This window comes from Mesorhizobium sp. M1428 (genome assembly GCF_040317515.1).
GTDB lineage: Bacteria > Pseudomonadota > Alphaproteobacteria > Rhizobiales > Rhizobiaceae > Mesorhizobium.
Map to the genome: position 1 here is coordinate 18,736 of NZ_JAMYKT010000023.1, position 17,842 is coordinate 36,577.

Annotated in this window: 17 protein-coding genes and 1 pseudogene; 8 read left to right on the forward strand and 10 right to left on the reverse strand. The window is 62.8% G+C overall.

What is annotated here, in order from left to right; translation table 11 throughout:
• Positions 1-49: 49 nt before the first annotated feature.
• Positions 50-667 carry a L,D-transpeptidase gene (locus NKG60_RS25145; protein WP_352866852.1) on the reverse strand — a complete coding sequence of 206 codons (618 nt, stop codon included), beginning with the start codon at positions 665-667 and terminating at the stop codon, positions 50-52.
• Between the two features lie 222 nt (positions 668-889).
• Between NKG60_RS25145 and NKG60_RS25150 the strand changes: the two are divergent.
• Positions 890-964: pseudogene (locus tag NKG60_RS25150) on the forward strand (Cu(I)-responsive transcriptional regulator); the annotation flags it as partial.
• 167 nt (positions 965-1,131) lie between these two features.
• On the opposite strand, the gene NKG60_RS25155 reads toward NKG60_RS25150, so the two are convergent.
• Both NKG60_RS25155 and NKG60_RS25160 read right to left on the reverse strand, forming a co-directional pair.
• Positions 1,132-1,368, reverse strand: coding sequence for a hypothetical protein (locus tag NKG60_RS25155; protein WP_352866854.1), 237 nt, complete (start codon positions 1,366-1,368; stop codon positions 1,132-1,134).
• 42 nt (positions 1,369-1,410) lie between these two features.
• Positions 1,411-1,737 (reverse strand): GYD domain-containing protein, encoded by a 327-nt coding sequence (locus NKG60_RS25160; protein WP_352476054.1) that lies wholly within the window; start codon positions 1,735-1,737, stop codon positions 1,411-1,413.
• Between the two features lie 154 nt (positions 1,738-1,891).
• On the opposite strand from NKG60_RS25160, the gene NKG60_RS25165 reads away from it, so the two are divergent.
• Together NKG60_RS25165 and NKG60_RS25170 are read left to right on the forward strand one after the other, a co-directional pair.
• Complete coding sequence (locus tag NKG60_RS25165) at positions 1,892-2,191, forward strand: DUF1330 domain-containing protein (protein WP_352665380.1); 300 nt, start codon at positions 1,892-1,894, stop codon at positions 2,189-2,191.
• 1,446 nt (positions 2,192-3,637) lie between these two features.
• Positions 3,638-4,138, forward strand: coding sequence for an MmcB family DNA repair protein (locus NKG60_RS25170; protein ID WP_352866950.1), 501 nt, complete (start codon positions 3,638-3,640; stop codon positions 4,136-4,138).
• Between the two features lie 358 nt (positions 4,139-4,496).
• Here NKG60_RS25170 and NKG60_RS25175 read toward each other — a convergent pair whose 3' ends face one another.
• The 6 genes from NKG60_RS25175 to NKG60_RS25200 form a co-directional block, all read right to left on the reverse strand.
• Entirely contained in the window at positions 4,497-4,802 is a 306-nt protein-coding gene (locus NKG60_RS25175; RefSeq protein ID WP_352866857.1) for a formate dehydrogenase subunit delta, read from the reverse strand.
• On the reverse strand, positions 4,792-5,622 hold the full coding sequence (gene fdhD, locus NKG60_RS25180) for a formate dehydrogenase accessory sulfurtransferase FdhD (protein WP_352866860.1): 831 nt from the start codon (positions 5,620-5,622) through the stop codon (positions 4,792-4,794). The genes NKG60_RS25175 and fdhD overlap by 11 nt, the downstream gene beginning before the upstream one ends.
• 3 nt (positions 5,623-5,625) lie before the next feature.
• Positions 5,626-8,538: a formate dehydrogenase subunit alpha gene (gene fdhF, locus NKG60_RS25185; RefSeq protein WP_352866862.1), complete on the reverse strand. Its 2,913-nt coding sequence runs from the start codon at positions 8,536-8,538 to the stop codon at positions 5,626-5,628.
• Between the two features lie 12 nt (positions 8,539-8,550).
• On the reverse strand, positions 8,551-10,107 hold the full coding sequence (locus NKG60_RS25190) for a formate dehydrogenase beta subunit (RefSeq protein WP_352866864.1): 1,557 nt from the start codon (positions 10,105-10,107) through the stop codon (positions 8,551-8,553).
• Positions 10,104-10,583 (reverse strand): formate dehydrogenase subunit gamma, encoded by a 480-nt coding sequence (locus tag NKG60_RS25195; protein ID WP_352448523.1) that lies wholly within the window; start codon positions 10,581-10,583, stop codon positions 10,104-10,106. Before NKG60_RS25195 ends, NKG60_RS25190 begins: the two co-directional genes overlap by 4 nt.
• A 133-nt stretch (positions 10,584-10,716) precedes the next feature.
• Positions 10,717-11,616, reverse strand: coding sequence for a LysR family transcriptional regulator (locus NKG60_RS25200; RefSeq protein ID WP_023717897.1), 900 nt, complete (start codon positions 11,614-11,616; stop codon positions 10,717-10,719).
• Positions 11,617-11,809: 193 nt separating this feature from the next.
• On the opposite strand from NKG60_RS25200, the gene NKG60_RS25205 reads away from it, so the two are divergent.
• Complete coding sequence (locus NKG60_RS25205) at positions 11,810-12,451, forward strand: DUF47 domain-containing protein (RefSeq protein ID WP_254816177.1); 642 nt, start codon at positions 11,810-11,812, stop codon at positions 12,449-12,451.
• A complete protein-coding gene (locus NKG60_RS25210) occupies positions 12,451-13,455 on the forward strand; it encodes an inorganic phosphate transporter (RefSeq protein WP_352665373.1) in 1,005 nt (334 codons plus the stop codon). The genes NKG60_RS25205 and NKG60_RS25210 overlap by 1 nt, the downstream gene beginning before the upstream one ends.
• Positions 13,456-13,493: 38 nt before the next feature.
• On the opposite strand, the gene NKG60_RS25215 is transcribed toward NKG60_RS25210, so the two are convergent.
• On the reverse strand, positions 13,494-13,871 hold the full coding sequence (locus NKG60_RS25215; RefSeq protein WP_352448526.1) for a VOC family protein: 378 nt from the start codon (positions 13,869-13,871) through the stop codon (positions 13,494-13,496).
• Between the two features lie 195 nt (positions 13,872-14,066).
• Between NKG60_RS25215 and NKG60_RS25220 the strand changes: the two genes are divergently transcribed.
• The 3 genes from NKG60_RS25220 (at position 14,067) to NKG60_RS25230 (ending at position 17,821) form a co-directional block, all read left to right on the forward strand.
• Positions 14,067-15,251, forward strand: coding sequence for an Mrp/NBP35 family ATP-binding protein (locus NKG60_RS25220; protein ID WP_352866869.1), 1,185 nt, complete (start codon positions 14,067-14,069; stop codon positions 15,249-15,251).
• Between the two features lie 237 nt (positions 15,252-15,488).
• Positions 15,489-17,294 carry an IlvD/Edd family dehydratase gene (locus NKG60_RS25225; RefSeq protein ID WP_352866871.1) on the forward strand — a complete coding sequence of 602 codons (1,806 nt, stop codon included), beginning with the start codon at positions 15,489-15,491 and terminating at the stop codon, positions 17,292-17,294.
• A 14-nt stretch (positions 17,295-17,308) separates the two neighbouring features.
• Entirely contained in the window at positions 17,309-17,821 is a 513-nt protein-coding gene (locus NKG60_RS25230) for a hypothetical protein (protein WP_352866873.1), read from the forward strand.
• Positions 17,822-17,842 lie beyond the last annotated feature (21 nt).

Sequence of the window (17,842 nt, forward strand, 5' to 3'; positions counted from 1 at the left end):
CTGTTTGCGACGTCTGTGTTGTTGCCTAGACGGTCCGCGTATAAGGGTTTTATATCACAATGACCTTGGCGCCGACCGAGGTGCGGTCGTAGAGGTCGATAATGTCCTGGTTCATCAGCCGGATGCAGCCCGACGACATCGCCTTGCCGATCGAATTCCATTCCGGGCTGCCATGCAGGCGGTAGCCCATGTCGCCGCCCTTGTTGAACAGGTACATGGCGCGCGCGCCGAGCGGGTTCTTCAATCCCGGCTCCATGCCGCCGGCGAACTTGGCCAGCTCCGGCTGGCGCCTGATCATCTGCGAAGGCGGCGTCCAGGTCGGCCATTCGCGCTTCAGCGCGATATGGGCGGTGCCGCGCCATTCGAAACCCTCACGGCCGACGCCGATGCCGTAGCGCATCGCTTCGCCGTCGCCCATGACGAAATAGAGGAACTTGTTCTGCGTATCGACGATGATGGTGCCCGGCTTTTCCTTGGTGTCGTAATCGACGATCTGCCGGCGGTATTTGAACGGCACCTTTTCGATCGGAACGCGCGGCAGGTGATAGCCGGCGTCGGTCACCGCGCCGTAATTGTTGGTGAAGATCTGCGAGCCGATGGTGCTGCAACCGGCGACAGCCGTCGACAGCGCCAGGGCCGCGACGATTGCAAGTGACTTCATGCGCATGAAAAGGTCCGATGCCTGCCCAAACAACAGCGGCTCGAGTCGGCCGCTTTTTTCATCTTCATTCATGCTGGCATTTGCTTTGCTTGCCAAGCGGGCGATGCCTATATCCTTGGGCTTGCGTGCTGGTAAACCTGCGACTATGGCATTTCGGCAACAGCCCCCGCAGGATTATGCTGCAAAATCAATGGGCCAAGAACAAGAGCCGGAGACGAGGAAATCGCCGTGAACGTCGGTGGCGCTGCCCGGCGCTCTGGCCTGCCGGCCAAGACCATCCGCCCCTTCGAGGAGATCGGCCTGAGACGCGGCCGCTGCAGGAGATAATCCTGACGGGCCGGGTCTAATAAAGGACGCCGCGAAGTACGATCCAGGCCAGAAGCCCGAACGTGCCGATCACCAACCAATGCACCAAGGACCGTGCCGATCTTTTCAGGCAGTCCATCGGGGCGACCAGGAGCGTCGGCCATTCAACTATCGATCATGACGTAGGCGGCACCAAACACGGCAACGATGATTGCCCCAAGCACCGCCCATCCTTTGATGGCCGAGCGGATTTCCTCCGGCGTCGCCGATTTCCGGTCGTCATCTTCCGTCATGCTGTAACCCGTGGCCGACATTGAAAGCGCAAGCTGCCGGCGCTGCCAAGAGGGTGCAGCGGACATTTTTTGCGCAAAGGTGTAGGAACGTGCGCCGTTCCAGAGCAAGCGTTGCCCAGCCTTCGACACTCCGCAAAGCGCGGGCGGCGGTCACGATCCCGGTGGGCGATACCGGATCGACTTGGCTTTCCCCAGCGCCTCCATCGTCTCTTCGACACTTAACAGGACGGTGGTCTCGTACGAGCTGAGCGCGCCTCCCGCACCGATGGCGAGCATGACGGATGCCATGGATACATTGTCCGGCGCCTCCCACAGGTTCCAGCCATCGTACTCTCCGAAGGCATACCAGAACCCGTGCAGCTTGCCGCCGACCGACTCGATGTAAGAACGGGCAGCCTCGCGTCTATCCTCGGGATTATCCATCAAGCGCGCCCAGGTTTCGGGCCTGTAGCTGAATCGCGTGAGATACATCGGCATGGTTCGTCTCCTCCCAGAGCTGCCCCCACCAAGACAGTTAAGCGCCCCAATCCGGGAGAACGCGAGTCCGTTTCCGAGGCGTAGTACCGGTGGCTTAGTTGCGGGACCGCTAATAGACCTGTTTCAATTGCCTTTCCCAAGGGGAGTAAAGTCAATGGCCGCATATCTCATTGCCGATGTCGACATCACCGACGCCGCCGTTTTCGAGGAATACCGCCGTGACGTGCCGGCAACCGAAGCCCGCTACGGGGGCAGGTACATCGCTCGCGGCGGAGCCACCAAAGTTCTGGAAGGCGATTGGGAACCTCATCGCCTCGTCATTGTCGAATTCCCTGATATGGCGTCCCTCCTGGCATGGTACGACTCTCCGGAATACGGCCGCCTCAAAGTCATCCGCGAACGCTGCGCAAAGACGAGGATCATTGCTCTGGAGGGCATGATTCCGGTTAGCTAGAGGGCTGGGTCGATGACAATGGCAAATCTGAGTTGCCATATCTGGGGCGGCCCGGCGACAGAACAGGATATGAATCAGCAAGCTTCAAACTTTCGGGCGGAAAATGACGGCCAACGATGGGAGGATGACGCCGGAAGCACTCATTGAACGGGACCTACACATCAATATGGCCCCACACCGGATCGGCAGACCTAGGGTTGTGTCATGGCGTTGAAAATGCCGGCGCCAACTATCGCACATAAGACTGCGGCCCCAAGCCCTCCCACAATGATGCACCACCAGGCGCGGCCATTTCCCCGAAGTACGGGATTCATTTTTATCATCCGTCGCGCCAGAAGCCCCCTGATAGAGTGCATAAGAAGACCCGAAACCGGCGAGCCAAATGACGGAAAATACGACGCCCCGCGTGAGCATCCTATTGAGCCTAGTCTGCTCGACCGTCAAACTTGCATTCTCAGTAACCATGCTTCGCCACCTTTTTGATTACGCTGCGACCACTATCGGGCATGCAGCGGTGAATATTAGATCAACCGCGACGCCTCGCGAAAACATAGCTCCCCTCACCAGTAGGAACCGCATTCATAACGCGAGCGGCCCGCCTTGTGGAAGAGCGGGCCTTGTGGCGACCGCTCCACAGTATTTTGCAGATAGGTTTGTCAGCCAGGTAATCGCCTAGCCATTCCCCTACGGCTGGGTAGCGCCGATGGCGCTTGTAAGGACGATGGGCGATCACTATCTACAAAATGATAGCGAACAAGCTGGAAACGTCGGTGCGAATCCGACGACCCCGACCAATCGGGGTTTCGTCTAGAGTAGGACACCACACTTGGTAAACGCCGCTCCCTTCCGGTCGAGCGGCGTTTTCGTTTCCCCCCTAAGGGACCCCTAAGGGTGGGTAGCGTCAGCCTGCTGGTCTGCCTCTACGATCCGATCCGGGCAAGATATTGTCGCCTACGAGACGGTCTTCGGACGATAGTTTGGGCGGTATGAAAGGACCGGTTGCGCCGATCTCGCCTAGCCAATCTTCATAGCCATCGTTCATCTTGGCTTTCAGAGCGTCAGGCTCAATTACTCCGGATTGGAACAGGCTCATGAGACGCCGCCCGAAGTGTTGCCGTGCGGGGTGCCATTCGGGGATTCCAGCTTCGTCGCAGTAGCCTTTGAGCACGGTAGCGAGCATTGAAAGCTGCCTGGGGTCGATTGAAGTGTCGTGTGACATTTGCTTTTCCCTTGTGGGGCGAAAGCGTGATCGACTCTTCCAAGCGCCAGGCGCCCGTTCAAATTGGCCAGCGACGTTCCTTCAGTACGCTTTAGTCAGGGATTAGCGAGTCAAATCGGTGCCGGCCTGTCTCGTCCTTAACGAATCCGCACCTTGGGTTTGTCAACCATACAATCGCCCGCAAAAACCGGGTTCAAACCGTGAACAAAATCTGGCATGGTGCGGCCATGCCGATCATCTCACCTCTACCCCTCAACCCGCTCATCGATGGCCGCCAGTCGGAGCGCGCCATGCTGGTCAGGCGTGGCGTGCAGCGGCTGCTCAAGCAGATGGGCGCGCATGTCTTGCCCGAACTGTCGCTGGCGACCGGGCGCCGCGCCGATCTCGTGGCGCTAACCCGCCAGGGCGACATCTGGATCATCGAGATCAAATCCTCGATCGAGGATTTCAGGGTCGACCGCAAATGGCCGGACTACCGGCTGCATTCCGACCGCTTCTTCTTCGCCACGCATCCGGGCGTGCCCCAGGAGATCTTTCCGGAAGAGTGCGGCTTCATTCTCTCCGACGGCTATGGTGCCGAGATTTTGCGCGATGCGCCCGAGCACCGCATGGCGGCGGCGACACGCAAGGCGCTGATGCTAAGGATCGCGCGCACCGGCGCTGCGCGGCTGCTGGCAGCGGAGCTTGCCGGGGTGTCGGTGCCGGCGCTGGAGGGTGAGAGCGAGTAGGGGGTTTCCCTCTCCGTAGTCATGGAGGCTTGCGCTGCCCCGGCTGCCGCCACCTTGCATAAGAGATGACGTATGACTGCGGTGTTCCGCAAGGAACGCCAACAGCCGGGTGTAGCCTTCGTCTTCCCAGTGCAGGTCGAGATTTGGAAATGAAACCCGGCACGAGGACGAGATCGAGCGATCCCTGGCCGACCACCTGATAGGCGATCCGCACGTCGCCACTGAGGGCGTATCGAGTTTCGATCGGCCTCACGAGTTGTCCGCCCGACCCGACGATTTCTTATCGCCGGATCATAGCAGAGGCGCGCGGCTTGCGGCAGATGAAACTTTAGAGCGGGTGAATGTAGGCCCGCGGCGCCTACTTCTGTGACGCGGCGGTCTCGGTGTTCGCTCCGCCGACGCTAAAACCTGCGCCCTCCGGCGCGCCCGGCCGCTTGATGTGTGGCGCGGCCGCGACGACAAGCTCGTTGAACCCTTCGCCGCCGCTGTCCAGCATCTGGAACAATTGCCGGCGCATTCTCGGCTCCCAGAACTTGTTGATGTGCTCGGCGACGCCTGCAATGCCTTGCTCGCGCGGCTTGGAGTGGAAAAAGGCGGCGATCTGGTTGGCCATGCGAACCAGCTTTTCGCTGGTGCTCATGAGGTGGCCTTCGTCATGCGACATGCTTGGCAACTCCGGAAACCACGCGGTCAGGATGGGTGAAAATATCGAAATCGTCGCCGCGCACCAGCGCCACCAGCGTCATGCCGGCGTCGTCCGCGGTGCGGATGGCAAGTGCCGTCGGCGCCGAGACGGCGATGATGACGGCCGAGCCGATCGCCGCGGTCTTCTGCACCATCTCGACCGAAACACGCGACGTGACGACGATGGCCCCCGACCTGCCGTCGATACCGGTCCTGGCCAGTGCGCCGGCCAGCTTGTCCAACGCGTTATGGCGGCCGACATCTTCGCGCGCCATGACGATGCCCTTGCCGGGAAGGTAAAAACCGGCGGCGTGGACGGCACCGGTTTCGGCGTGCAGTGGCTGCAGCTTCGACAAAAGCTTGACCGAGCGGACGATGTCATCGGCCTGAAGTGTAAGTTGCGACGCACCGACCGGGTTTACCGAGCGCATCGCCTCCTCGATCGATTCGATACCGCACAACCCGCAGCCGACCGGGCCGGCCAGCCGTCTGCGACGCGCCTCGAAGCGGGTGTTGGCGCTGTCCTTCAGCCTGATCTGGATATCGATGCCGGCGCCGTGGTCCTCGACCTCGATCGCTTCGATTTCGTCCGGCGAGGCAATGATGCCTTCGGTCAGCGAGAAGCCGAGCGCGAAATCCTCGAAATCGGCCGGGCTTGCCATCATCACCGCATGCGTGGTGCCGGCAAAGGAGAACGCCACCGGCGTCTCTTCCGGCACCATGCGGTTGGCGGCCGCAGTGCCGCCCGCGCGGCGCGCGAGGCGCGAGATCTGCGCAATGGCTTTGCGGCGCGCGGTCAAGGACTACTCCGCCGCTTCCAACTTCGCAATGCGGCGGCTTTGCTTTGCCTGCTCGTCATAGTCGCGCTGCCATTCCGACGGGCCGTTGGATGCACCCACCTGCACCGCGGTCACTTTGTATTCCGGGCAGTTGGTCGCCCAGTCGGAGAAGTCGGTGGTGATGACGTTGGCCTGGGTGTCAGGATGGTGGAAGGTCGTATAGACGACGCCCGGCGACACCCGCTCGGTGATCAGCGCGCGCAGCGTCGTCTCGCCGGAGCGGCTGGTCAGCCGCACCCAGTCGCCATCGCGCAGGCCGCGATTTTCGGCATCGTGCGGATGGATCTCCAGCCGGTCCTCGCTGTGCCACACGACGTTGTCGGTGCGCCGGGTCTGCGCGCCGACATTGTATTGCGACAGGATGCGGCCGGTGGTCAGCAGCAGCGGGAAGCGCGGCCCGGTCCTCTCGTCGGTCGCGACGTATTCGGTGCGGATGAACTTGCCCTTGCCGCGCACGAAGCCGCCAATATGCATGATCGGCGTGCCTTCCGGCGACTTCTCGTTGCAGGGCCACTGCACCGACCCCACCCGGTCGAGAAGGTCGAAGGAAACACCGGCAAAGCTCGGTGTTGTCTTGGCGATCTCGTCCATGATCTGCGACGGATGCGTGTAGTTCCAGCCGAGGCCGAGCGCCTTGGCGAGCTGCTGCGTCGCTTCCCAGTCGGCATAGCCGCATTTCGGCTCCATCACCTTGCGCACCATGTTGATGCGGCGCTCGGCATTGGTGAAGGTGCCGTCCTTCTCGAGGAAGGTCGAGCCAGGCAGGAAGACATGCGCGTAGTTGGCCGTCTCGTTGAGGAAGAGGTCGTGCACGACCACGCATTCCATCGCGGCGAGACCCGCGGCGACATGCTTGGTGTCGGGGTCCGACTGCAGGATGTCCTCGCCCTGAACATAGAGCCCCTTGAACGAGCCGTCGACGGCTGCGTCCAGCATATTGGGGATGCGCAGGCCGGGCTCGTCGTCGAGCTTGACGCCCCACAGGCTCTCATAGATGGCGCGCACGGCGTCGCCTGAAATGTGGCGATAGCCGGGAAGCTCGTGCGGGAACGAGCCCATGTCGCAGGAGCCCTGCACATTGTTCTGGCCGCGCAGCGGGTTCACGCCGACGCCCGGCCGGCCGATATTGCCGGTCGCCATGGCGAGATTGGCAATGGCGATGACGGTGGTCGAGCCCTGGCTGTGCTCGGTCACGCCGAGGCCGTAATAGATCGCGCCGTTGCCGCCGCGGGCGTAGAGCCGTGCCGCGCCGCGTATGTCGTCGGGATCGACATTGGCAAGCTGGCCGACGACCTCCGGGCTGTTTTCCGGCAGTGCCACGAACGATGCCCAATCCTGGAACTCGTCCCAGTCGCAGCGCTCGCGGATGAAAGCCTCGTCGAACAGGCCTTCGGTGACGATGACATGGGCAAGCGCTGTCAGCATGGCGACGTTGGTGCCCGGCTTCAGCGGCAGATGGAACTGTGCTTCGACATGGGCCGAGCGCACGATGTCGGTGCGGCGCGGATCGAGAACGATCAGCTTGGCACCCTGGCGCATGCGCTTTTTCATGCGCGATGCGAACACCGGATGCGCATCGGTCGGATTGGCGCCGATCAGCAGGATGACATCCGTCTGCTCGATCGAATCGAAATCCTGCGTGCCGGCGGAGGTGCCGAAGGTCTGGCCGAGGCCATAGCCGGTCGGCGAATGGCAGACGCGGGCGCAGGTATCGACATTGTTGTTGCGGAAGCCCTGCCGGACCAGCTTCTGGACGAGGTAGGTCTCCTCGTTGGTGCAGCGCGACGAGGTGATGCCGCCGATCGAGGTGCGGCCGTACTGGTATTGGATGCGGCGGAATTCGTTCGCCGTGTGGGTGAGCGCCTCTTCCCACGACACTTCGCGCCACGGATCGCTGACCCGCTCGCGGATCATCGGCTTCAGGATCCGGTCCTTGTGCGTCGCATAGCCATAGGCGAAGCGGCCTTTGACGCAGGAGTGGCCGTGGTTGGCCTTGCCTGCCTTGTAGGGCATCATGCGGATAACCTCGTCGCCCTTGACCTCGGCCTTGAACGAGCAGCCGACGCCGCAATAAGCGCAGGTGGTGACGGTCGAGCGCTCGGGCAGGCCTTTCGCCAGCACTGTCTTTTCCCTCAGCGCATCGGTCGGGCAGGCCTGCACGCAGGCCCCGCACGACACGCATTCGGAATCGACGAACGCCTCGTGCATTCCGGCCGAGACCCTGGATTCGAAGCCGCGGCCCTCGATGGTCAGCGCGAACGTGCCTTGGACCTCTTCGCAAGCGCGCACGCAGCGCGAGCAGACGATGCACTGCGCCGGATCGTAGGTGAAATACGGGTTCGATTCATCGCGGGCGATGTAGTCGATGGTCAGCGAGCCATGGCCGGGCGCCACGCCGTTTTCCTGCTTGACGTGGTTGCGGCCGTCCACGCCATAGCGGTTCTCGGTCAGGCCGACCGTCCTGGCGACCTTGTCGAACTCGCTGGCGCCGGTGCCGGCCTTCTCGCCCCACGCCGCCGGGTGGTCGGAGACATAGAGTTCCATCACGCCGCGGCGGATGGCGTTCAGCCGGTCGCTCTGCGTATGCACGACCATGCCTTCGCCCACCGGCGTCGTGCACGAAGCCGGCGTGCCGCCGCGCCCATCGATTTCGACGAGGCAGACCCGGCAGGAGCCGAACGAGTCCAGCATGTCGGTGGCGCAGAGTTTCGGGATTTCAACGCCCGCTTCCATCGAAGCGCGCATGATCGAGGTACCCGCCGGCACCGTCACCGACTTGCCGTCGACCGTCAGCGTCACCTGCTGTTCAGCGTCGGAGGCGGGCGTGCCGTAGTCGATTTCCTGGACCAGCGATTTGATGTCGAATGCCGCGTTCATGCCTGTCCGCTCCTATTCCGCTGCTTCGGCGACCGGCGTCGGCCGAAAGTCGTCCGGGAAATGGTTGAGTGCACTCATCACTGGATATGGGGTGAAGCCGCCGAGAGCGCAAAGCGAGCCGAACTTCATCGTGTTGCAAAGGTCGGTGACCAGCGCGATCTGCTTTTCCGGTTCGATGTTCTGGGCGAGCCGGTCCAGCACCTCGACGCCGCGCGTCGAGCCGATGCGGCACGGCGTGCACTTGCCGCAGCTCTCGATGGCGCAGAATTCCATGGCAAAGCGTGCCTGCTTCAGCATGTCGGCGCTGTCGTCGAAAACGACGATGCCGGCATGGCCGATCAGCCCGTCCTTGGCGGCAAACGCCTCGTAGTCGAACGGCGTGTCGAACAGGGCGCGCGGGAAATAGGCGCCGAGCGGGCCACCCACTTGCACCGCCTTGACCGGACGCCCGGTCGCCGTGCCGCCGCCGATATCGTCGACGATCTCACCCAGCGTCATGCCGAATGCGGCCTCGTAGAGACCGGGATACTTGACGTTGCCGGCAATCTGGATCGGGATGGTGCCGCGCGAACGGCCCGTGCCGAAATCCTTGTAGAAGGCGGCGCCCTTGTCCATGATCACCGGCACCGAGGCCAGCGAGATGACGTTGTTGATTACCGTCGGCTTGCCGAACAGGCCCTTGTGCGCCGGCAGCGGCGGCTTGGCCCGCACCTGTCCGCGCTTGCCTTCGAGGCTGTCGAGCAGGGCGGTCTCCTCGCCGCAGACATAGGCGCCGGCGCCGACGCGGACTTCCATGTCGAATGAATTGGCCGAGCCGAGCACATTGATGCCGAGCACGCCGGCCTTGCGGGCGATCTCGACGGCCTTCTGCATCACCGCCACCGCATGCGGGTATTCGGAGCGGATATAGATGAAGCCCTTGGTCGCGCCGGTGGCGAGGCCGGCGATCGCCATGCCTTCGATCAGCACGAAGGGGTCGCCTTCCATGATCATGCGGTCGGCGAACGTGCCAGAATCGCCTTCATCGGCATTGCAGACGATGTATTTGCGGTCGGCCGACGTATCGAGCACCGTCTTCCACTTGATGCCGGTCGGGAAGCCGGCGCCGCCACGACCGCGCAGCCCGGACTCGGTCACCTGCTTGACAATGTCCGCCGGCGTCATCGCCACTGCATTCTGCAGGCCTTTGAGCCCGCCATGCGCCTTGTAGTGATCGAGCGACAGCGGATCGGTGACACCGCAGCGCGCAAAGGTCAGCCGCGTCTGTCTGGCCAGGAACGGGATCTTGTCCGGTGCGCCCAGCCAGCGCTTGTGGCGGCCGCCGGTGAGGAAGCCGCAGTCGAACAGGCTTTTGACGTCGGAGGGCTTCACCGGCCCATAGGCGACGCGGCCATTGGCTGTTGCCACTTCGACCATCGGCTCGAGGAAATAGGCGCCGCGCGAGCCGTTGCGCACGATCTTGGCCTCGATGCCACGCTCGGCCAATTCCGCCCGAATCGCCTTGGCGACCTTTTTCGCACCCAGCGCCAGCGCGCCGGAATCGCCGGGAATATAGATACGCGGGATCATGAGCGCACCTCGGCAACGATCTCATTGAGCTTTTCGTCGTCGAGCCGCCCGATCACCTCGCCGTCCAGCATCGCCGACGGCGAGCAGGCGCAAAGGCCGAGGCAATAGACCGGCTCCAGCGTCACCGAACCGTCGCGGGTTGTCTCGTGGAAGCCTATGCCCAGCAATGATTTGAGCTTGGCGGCAATCGCATCCGAACCCATCGACTGGCAGGCTTCCGCCTGGCAGAGCTTCAGCACATGGCGGCCGGCCGGCTGGCTGCGATAATCGTGATAGAAGGTGACGACGCCATGCACCTCCGCCCTGGAAATGTTCAGCGCCTCGGCGATGACCGGCAGCGCGTCCTGCGGCACATAGCCGAACTCTTCCTGTATGCCGTGCAGGATCGGCAACAGCGGGCCTTCGAGGCCTTTCAGCTCGTGGATGATCGCCGCCGTGCGCGATGCGATCTCGGTACTTGCAGGCTGCATCGTCATGCAGCGCCCTCCCTGGTCGTGGCGGTCTTCCGCTAAGTGCTTAGGAAATCAGAGGAAACCCGCTAAATCAATAAAGCCGATCCGTTGCTCGATAGAAATTTTCTATCGTTCGCGGTCACCAGCATTGTCTAGCCTAGCGACGGGCGCGGAAATCGTCCGCCAGCGCCATTGCCTCGTCCAACAGCGCCGAGACCAGCGGCGTGTGCGGCTCGCGCGGCGCCGCCACCAACCCGACGGTGTGGCTGGCATCGGGCTCGACGATCGGGATAGCCCGGATCGGCTCGGAAAAGCCGAACGTTTCCGCAAGGTTAAGCGGCATGATGGACGACCATTTGCCGGTGCGGATATGCGAAAACAGCACGATCATCGAGTTGGATTCCAATGTCGGCCGCACCTGCACGCCGGCTTCGGCCAGATGCTGGTCGATGATGCGGCGGTTCTGCATGTCCGGCGTCAGCAGGCAGAGCGGCAGCTGGCTGAGTTCCGCCCATGTCACTTTGTCGCGGTCGAAATAGGGGTTCCCGACGGCGGTGATCAGCTGGTAGCGCTCGTCGTAGAGCGGCACGCTGGTGACGCGCCCGAGCGGCTCGTTGTCGAGATAGGTGATGCCGGCGTCGATGTCGAAATTGCCGAGCAGCGAGAGCACCTCGATCGAGGTCCGCGACAGTACCGAGAAGGTAACGCCGGGGTGCTTTGCCCGAAACGGCGTCGTCAATCGCGCCACCATGGCGAGTGCTGTCGGGATCGCCGCGATACGGATGCGCCCTGACAGGCCGTGGCGTGCCGCCCGCATCTCTTCGCGCATGGTCCTGCTGTCGCCGACGATGCGGCGCGCCCACACCAGCACCTGCTTGCCTTCCGGCGTCAGCCCCTGGAAGCGCGAGCCGCGCAGCACCAGCATCACGCCGAGCTGGCCCTCCAGCTGCTTGATGCCGGCCGAAAGCGTCGGTTGGGTGACGCCGCACACCTCCGCCGCCCGGCCGAAATGTTCTTCCCTGGCAAGTGCGATGAAGAATTCCAGCTTGTCGATCATGCCGTCGGAAGCCTGTCACGGACGCTGTGTCCGATTGTAGCGCGCAACGTCGTGGAAATCGCCTTCGGCCGCAAGCCGCGTGTGTAAATCGTCCGCATCCACATCTTTCAGCCGGCTTACTGTTTCCCGCGATGGAATGCGGCGCTATGTGGATGAGACGGGGTCGTGGACTGGACACGACGGGAGACCGAACATGCTGGGCTGGTTCCGCAAGCTTTTGCCGCGCGAAGATCGCTTCTTCGACCTGTTCGAGCGGCATTCCCGCACCGTGGTCGGCGGCGCCGAGGCACTGCAGCAGCTTTTGCAGGGCAACGACATCGACCGCTGGTGTCAGACGATCATCGATCTCGAGGACGAAGCCGACCAGATCACCGCGGAAGTGCTGCTGGCCGTGCGCCGCTCCTTCATCACGCCCTTCGATCGCGGCGACATCAAGGACCTGATCCAGTCGATGGATGATGCCATCGACATGATGCACAAGACCGTCAAGACGGTAAGGCTGTTCGAAAAGAAGGAATTCGACCCGCTGATGCAGGAGATGGGGGGCGTCATCGTCGAGGCCGCCAAGTTGGTGGCCGAGGCGATCCCGCTGCTCGGCAAGGTCGGGGCGCATACGGTGCGCCTAAACGCCATCGCCGAGGAAGTCATGCGCGCCGAAGGCCGGGCCGACGACCTGCACGAGCAAGGCCTGAAGGACCTGTTCAAGCGGCACGGCCGCAGCGACCCGATGGCCTATCTGATCGGCAGCGAGATTTACGGCCAGCTGGAAAAGGTGGTCGATCGCTTCGAGGACGTCGCCAACGAAATCAGCGGCATCGTCATCGAGAACGTATAGTGGAAGCCGCAATAGCCTTTCCCGTGCTGGTCGGCCTTGTCGTCGTCGCGCTGTTCTTCGATTTCCTCAACGGCCTGCACGATGCCGCCAACTCCATCGCCACCATCGTCTCCACCCGGGTGCTGCGGCCACATTATGCGGTTTTCTGGGCGGCTTTCTTCAATTTCATCGCCTTCATGTTCTTCGGTCTTCACGTGGCGGAGACGCTGGGAACCGGCATCATCGACGCCAGCATCGTCACGCCGGCAGTGATCTTCGCAGCACTTGTCGGCGCCATCGTCTGGAATATCGTCACCTGGCTCGTCGGCATCCCGTCCAGCAGCTCGCACGCGCTGATCGGCGGTTTGGTCGGCGCCGGCGTTGCCAAGGCAGGCACCGGTGCCATCGTCTGGGCCGGGTTGGGCAAGACGACGGCGGCCATCGTGCTATCGCCGGCGGCAGGCTTTCTGCTGGCGCTCGTCTTGATCCTCGCGGTCTCCTGGCTGTTCGTGCGGCAGACGCCGTTCGCCGTCGACAGCACCTTCCGCGTCATGCAGTTCTTTTCCGCCTCGCTCTATTCGCTCGGCCATGGCGGCAACGACGCGCAGAAGACCATGGGCATCATCGCCGTGCTGCTCTATTCGCAAGGCATGCTCGGCGCGAATTTTTACGTGCCGCTGTGGGTCGTCATCACCTGTCAGTCGGCGCTGGCGCTGGGCACGTTGCTCGGCGGCTGGCGCATCGTCCACACCATGGGATCGAAGATCACCCGGCTGAACCCGATGCAGGGTTTCTGCGCCGAGACCGGCGGTGCGATCACCCTGTTCGCCGCCACCTGGCTCGGTATTCCGGTATCGACTACGCACACGATCACCGGCGCCATCATCGGCGTCGGCGCCGCCCGCCGCGTCTCCGCCGTTCGCTGGGGCATTGCCGGCAACATCGTGGTGGCATGGATCGTCACCCTGCCGGCAACCGCGGCGATCGCGGCTCTCACCTATCTCGCGGTCAGCCTGGCATGGTGACAGCACCGTAGCACTGCGCGGCAGGCGATGCGCCGTATCTACCTATCCACAAGGTTCAGGATGTTGCCGTCGGGATCCTTGAACCATGCCACCTTCATGCCCTGACCGACATGAACGTCACCCTCCAGCGTCAGGCCTGGCATGTCGTAATGCTCGAAGGTCACGCCCTTCGATTTCAATGCCTCAACGATCTTGCCGAGTTCGTCGCCGACCGTCCAGGTCACAGCCGTCGCCTTGTTGGTTCCAGCGAAGTTCGAACGGTACACGTTGATGCTGGTATCGCCGCTTTTATAGACGATCAGTTCGCCACCCTCATTGTGCACCTCTTTGAGGCCGAGCACCCCTTCGTAGAAAGCCCTGGCCTTGGCCAGGTCCTTCACAGCGAGATTGGCCGTTGCGTTGCTGTTTGCGAGCATGGTTCGTCTCCTTCCCTGGCGGTCATTCCCTGTCCATTGAAATAGGCTGCGTTGACGATTTGGCGACGGCTGCTCCCACTGGAAATGCCGTCATATGGTCGCCGCCTCCCTGATACGCCGCTGCAACTGTTGGTCCATTGCTTGGTTCTGTTCCGGAACTGCATTATCTGGAGCGGAAAAGTAGAGGAAAAACTCATGCCCGCCGCCAATGAAAACGTGACCAAGGAAATCGTTATCGAGCGCCTGAAAACGGTCAATGGGCCGGATTTCACCGGCAATATCGTCGACCTCGGCCTGGTTTCCGAGATTTTCATTGCCGATGCCAAGGTGTTCTTTTCGATCACCGTTCCCGCTGCCCGAGCCCAGGAGATGGAACCGCTGCGTGCGGCGGCCGAGCGTGTCGTCAAGGCGATCCCCGGTGTTGCCGGCGCCGTGGTCGCGCTGACGGCTGAAAAGAAGGGCGGTGGCATGGAGGCGCCGGTTCCGCAAAGAACGGCTCAGAGGCACGCTCCGCCGGCCGCACCTACGCGTCCCGCGCCGCAGGCGCCCGCCTCGCACAGCCAGGGCAAGCGCGGCGTACCCGGCATCGAAGCGATCATCGCCGTCGCTTCCGGCAAGGGCGGCGTCGGCAAGTCGACCACCGCCGTCAATATCGCCCTTGGGCTTGCCGCCAACGGGCTGCGGGTCGGTGTGCTCGATGCCGATATTTATGGCCCCTCCATGCCGCGTCTGCTCAACATTCATGGCAGGCCGCAGACCGTCGACGGCAAGATCCTGAAACCGATGCAGAATTATGGCCTCAAGGTCATGTCGATGGGCTTCCTCGTCGATGAGGAGACGCCGATGATCTGGCGCGGCCCGATGGTGATGTCGGCATTGACGCAGATGCTGCGCGAGGTCGAATGGGGACCGCTCGATGTGCTCGTCGTCGACATGCCGCCCGGCACCGGCGACGCCCAGCTGACCATGGCCCAACAGGTGCCGCTGGCCGGCGCCGTCATCGTCTCGACGCCACAAGACCTGGCCCTGATCGATGCGCGCAAAGGCCTCAACATGTTCAGAAAGGTCGACGTGCCGCTATTGGGTATCGTCGAAAACATGAGCTATTTTCTCGCTCCCGATACGGGAAAACGCTACGACATCTTCGGCCATGGCGGCGCGCGCCGCGAGGCCGAGCGTCTCGGCGTCACCTTCCTTGGTGAAGTGCCGCTCGTGATGGGCATCCGCGAAAGCTCCGATGCCGGCACGCCGGTGGTGGTCTCCAAGCCGGATGGCGCTGAGGCGAAAATCTATCGCGACATCGCCGCCAAGGTCTGGGACCGCGTCAATGAAGAGCGCGGCGCGGCCGAGGCTGCAGTGCCGAGCATCGTGTTCGAGTGATGCGGATATCCCTCCCCCAAGTGGGCCCCTTGAGGGGAGGGTGGCCCGAAGGGCCGGGCGGGTCCGCGGCGACACGCTCCAACTTTTCCGGGATAGCGGGCTGACAAACCCCGATCCGGTCTGGCGCGGAGGCAGATGTGTGTCTATCGCACCAAAGTGCGGATTCGGATGGTGCGTGCCCCTTGCCTGCTTCCGCGCGTTGTCATATCGATTTGTCATACAAATACGGAGACCACGATGGCAGGCGCCCCCACCAGCAAGAAAAAATTTCGCTCGCAGGAGTGGTTCGACAATCCCGACAATCCGGGCATGACGGCACTCTATCTGGAACGTTACCTGAATTACGGGCTGACGCGGGCCGAACTGATGTCCGGCAAGCCGCTGATCGGCATCGCCCAGACTGGCTCGGACCTGTCGCCCTGCAACCGCCATCACATCGAACTGGCCAAGCGCGTGCGCGAAGGCATCGTCTCGATGGGTGGCATTCCTTTCGAGTTCCCTTGCCACCCGATCCAGGAGACCGGCAAGCGGCCGACTGCTGCACTTGACCGCAACCTTGCCTATCTCAGCCTGGTGGAGGTACTCTACGGCTATCCGCTCGACGGCGTGGTGCTCACCATCGGCTGCGACAAGACGACGCCGGCCATGCTGATGGCCGCGGCCACCGTCAACATTCCGGCTATCGCGCTTTCGGTCGGCCCGATGCTCAACGGCTGGCACAAGGGCAAGCGCACCGGCTCCGGCACTATCGTCTGGGAATCGCGCCAGCGCCTGTCGGCCGGCGAGATTGGCTATGACGAGTTCATGGATATCGTTGCCTCCTCGGCGCCGTCGACCGGCTATTGCAATACGATGGGCACCGCCACCACGATGAATTCGCTGGCCGAGGCGCTCGGCATGCAATTGCCGGGCTCGGCCGCTATCCCCGCCCCCTATCGCGAACGCGGCCAGATCGCCTACGAGACCGGAAAGCGCATCGTCGACATGGTGCATGAGGATCTGAAGCCCTCCGACATCATGACCCGCAAGGCCTTCGAGAACGCCATCGTCGTCAACTCGGCGATCGGCGGCTCGACCAATGCGCCGATCCACCTTAACGCCATCGCCCGCCATCTCGGCGTGCCGCTCGACAATGACGATTGGCAGAAGGTCGGCCTCAACATACCGCTCATCGTCAATCTGCAGCCGACGGGCGAATATCTCGGCGAGGACTATCACCATGCCGGCGGCGTGCCGGCCGTGGTCGCCGAACTGATGAAGGGCGGCCTGCTGCCCTATCCGGAAGCCGTGACAGTTAATGGCAAGACCATCGGCGACAATTGCAGCGGCGCCGTCAACGAGAACCTCGACGTCATCCGCACGGTTGCCGAGCCGCTGAAAGCGAATGCCGGCTTCATCAATCTCAAGGGCAATCTGTTCGATTCGGCGATCATGAAGACCAGCGGCATCTCGCCCGAATTCCGCGAGCGCTATCTGTCGAACCCGAAGGACCCCGAAGCCTTCGAGGGCAACGCCATGGTCTTCGACGGCCCCGAGGACTATCACGCCCGCATCGACGACCCGGCACAGGGCATCGACGAGCACACCATCCTGTTCATGCGCGGCGCCGGCCCGATCGGCTATCCCGGCGGCGCCGAAGTCGTCAACATGCAGCCGCCTGCCTATCTGATCAAAAAGGGCATCCACGCGCTGGCCTGTATCGGCGACGGTCGCCAGTCGGGCACGTCGGGCTCGCCATCGATCCTCAACGCCTCGCCGGAAGCCGCCATCGGCGGCGGCCTGGCGCTGCTGAAGACCGGCGACCGCGTCCGCATCGACCTGCGCAAGGGCACCGCCGACATCCTCGTCAGCGACGACGAAATCGCGCGGCGCCGCGCCGAGCTGCAAAACAATGGCGGCTATCACTATCCGAAGCACCAGACGCCGTGGCAGGAAATCCAGCGCGGCATGGTCGATCAGTTTTCCGAAGGCATGGTGCTGAAGCCGGCGGTGAAATACCAGGATGTGGCTCATACGAGCGGCGTACCGAGGGACAATCACTGACCAGGATCAGTCGCATGAGGCGGCCGGGAAAACTGCTGCGTACAGCTCTTTTACCGGCTGCTTCGTTGCTGCCGTTCGTTGCTTCAGCCACCGAATTTCCGGTAACGGCCAATGGCTGGACGGTTGCGGTCGCTGGGCGCTGGTGCAACGCGTCCAACCGCGATCCGGTTGAATTCGCCGCCACGCCCTATAACGGCCTGAATTTCGGGCGCACGCGCGACTGGACGGGAATTGTCATGCGCGTGTTCCTGTGGCCGGGTGCCGTCAAGGACGACATGCCCGTCACCGCGACGCTGCTACTTGGCAATGCCGACACGCCGCTGGAAATGACCGCGATGACCACGGTCGACTACATAGTCGACTTCGACCAAGCGCTGACGACGGACGAGCAGAAGGCCGTCGCCGGCGCCGGATCGATGACCGTGCGGGTGACGGGCGTCGAACAGCCGCTGGTCTTTCGCACCGAAGGTCTTGCCGAAGCGCTGGTGCTGCTCAACGAGTGCGCCAAGTCGATCGAGCAGGAGTGAGGATCGCCTGCAGCAGGAATT